General features: G+C 69.0%; 2 protein-coding genes. One reads left to right on the forward strand and one right to left on the reverse strand.

Annotated elements, in window-relative coordinates:
• Positions 1-295: 295 nt before the first annotated feature.
• Positions 296-1,726, reverse strand: a complete 1,431-nt coding sequence (gene tldD / locus AC1DZ6_RS23750) for a metalloprotease TldD (protein WP_477099569.1) — start codon at positions 1,724-1,726, stop codon at positions 296-298.
• A gap of 284 nt (positions 1,727-2,010) precedes the next feature.
• Here tldD and AC1DZ6_RS23755 point away from each other — a divergent pair.
• Positions 2,011-2,329: ClpXP protease specificity-enhancing factor SspB (locus AC1DZ6_RS23755; RefSeq protein ID WP_477099570.1), on the forward strand; the 319-nt coding region annotated here is incomplete at its 3' end.

Raw genomic sequence — 2,329 nt, forward strand, 5'->3', positions numbered from 1 at the left:
GATCACCCCGCGCTCGGCCTCGGTCGGGGCGGCGGCGGTGACGTCAGGCGTGCTGGGCGGCGTGGCCGCCTGGGCCTCGGGCGCGGCCAATCCCAGAGCGAAGATGACGGAAGCAAGACTCATGACGCGGTACCCCCAAAGCCCCCAAGCCTTGTGGCCGCGAACCTGTCGATCCGACTGCACTGGAACCAGTTACAAAACGGAAAGGTAGGTTACAATTGTGAAATGTTTCCGCCGATCACCTTGGTGGCGGGCAGATTTTCGTTTCGATTCAATACCTAAGGCCTAAATCGGCCTAGACCGCAGTGCCGCCCACGGTCAGGCCGGTGATCTTCAGCGAGGGCTGGCCCACGCCGACCGGCACGCCTTGGCCCGACTTGCCGCAGACGCCGATGCCGGGGTCGAAGTCGAAGTCGTGGCCGATCATCGTCACCTTGGTCAGGGCGTTGGGACCGTCGCCGATCAGGGTCGCGCCCTTGACCGGGGCGGTGATCTTGCCGTCCTCGACCAGATAGGCCTCGGTGCACTGGAAGACGAACTTGCCGTTGGTGATGTCCACCTGGCCGCCGCCGAAATTGGCGCAGTAGAGGCCGCGCTTCATCGAGGCGATCATCTCGGCCGGGTCGTCATTGCCCGCCAGCATGCCGGTGTTGGTCATGCGCGGCATCGGCATGTGGGCGTAGGACTGGCGGCGGCCGTTGCCGGTCGGGGCCATGCCCATCAGCCGGGCGCTCATCCGGTCGTGCATGTAGCCGACCAGGACGCCGTCCTCGATCAGCACGGTGCGTTCGGTGGGCGTGCCCTCGTCGTCGATGGTCAGCGAGCCGCGGCGGCCGGGGATCGAGCCGTCGTCGAACACGGTCACGCCCTCGGCGGCGACCCGCTCGCCGATGCGGCCGGAGAAGGCGCTGATGCCCTTGCGGTTGAAGTCGCCTTCCAGGCCGTGGCCGACAGCCTCGTGCAGCAGCACGCCGTTCCAGCCGGGGCCGAGCACCACGTCCATTTCGCCGGCCGGGCAGGCGACGGCGTCGAGGTTGACCAAGGCCATGCGCAGGGCCTCGTCGACCTGCTCCTGCCACTTGTCGGGGCTGATCCAGGCGGCGAAGCCGGCGCGGCCGCCGGCGCCGGATGAGCCGGCTTCGCGCTTGCCGTCCTTCTCGACCGTGACCTGGACGTTGACGCGGACCAGGGGCCGCACGTCGCGCAACAGGCGGCCGTCGGCGCGCAGGATCTCGACCACCCGGCGCTCGCCGGCCATCGAGGCCATGACCTGGACGACGCGCGGATCGCGGGCCCGGGCGAAGGCGTCGATCTCCTGGAGCAAGGACACCTTGTCGGAGAAGGCGGGGGACGAGACCGGGTCGTCCTCGCCGTAGAGCTTTTCGTTGGTGGCGCGCGGGGCCTCGGCGCTGACGCCGGCATAGCCGCGGCGGGCCAGCTTGGCCGAATCGGCGGCGCGGCCGATGGCGGCTTCCGAGATCTCGGCGGAGTGGGCGTAGCCGGCGGTCTCGCCGGCCACCACGCGCAGGCCGAAACCCTCGCCCGAATCGTAGGAGGCGCTCTTCAGCCGGCCGTCGTCGAAGACGAAGGCCTCGCTCTCGGAGCGTTCGACGAACAGCTCCCCGTCGTCGGCTCCGGCCAGAGCCTCGCCCAGGATGGCGCGGGCGCGTTCGGGATCGACGCCGGCTTCGGCGAGCAGGGACGGGGCGGTCATGAGAGCGGTCATGGCTTACAGGTAGGCGTTTCGTCCGCCCCCGTCATCACCCCGGCGACGATTCGCCCCTTTCTTCTGCTCACCCGCGACGCGGGGGATGTGGCGCGATGCGGATACGCATCGTGACGGAGGGGGCGTCGTGCGGCGGCCGCGCCCCCTCCGTCTCGTCGCTGCGCGCCGAKCCACCTCCCCCGCTTTGCGGGTGAGGAGAAAACGCAACGCACCCACCTTCTCGCCGCCCCCGCGACACGCTACTCTGCGCGCTTCGTTCCAGTTCTCGCTTTACGATGGACCGCATGGCCCAGACCAATCCGCCTGAAGACCTGATGCAATACGAGGCGATGGCCCAGGACGCCCTGCGCGGCGTCGTGAAGGCTGCGTTGAAGAAGGCCGCCGCGCCCGGCGGCCTGCCCGAACCGCATCATCTCTACATCACCTTCAAGACCCAGGCGGCGGGCGTCTCGGGCCCGCAGGATCTGCTGGGCAAGTACCCCGACGAGATGACCATCATCCTGCAGCACCAGTACTGGGACCTGGCGCCGGGCGAGACCTTCTTCTCGGTGACCCTGAAGTTCGGCGGCCAGCCCAAGCGGCTGTCGGTGCCCTACGCGGCGG

The sequence above is a fragment of the Caulobacter sp. P1_B12_2 genome (assembly GCF_056406675.1).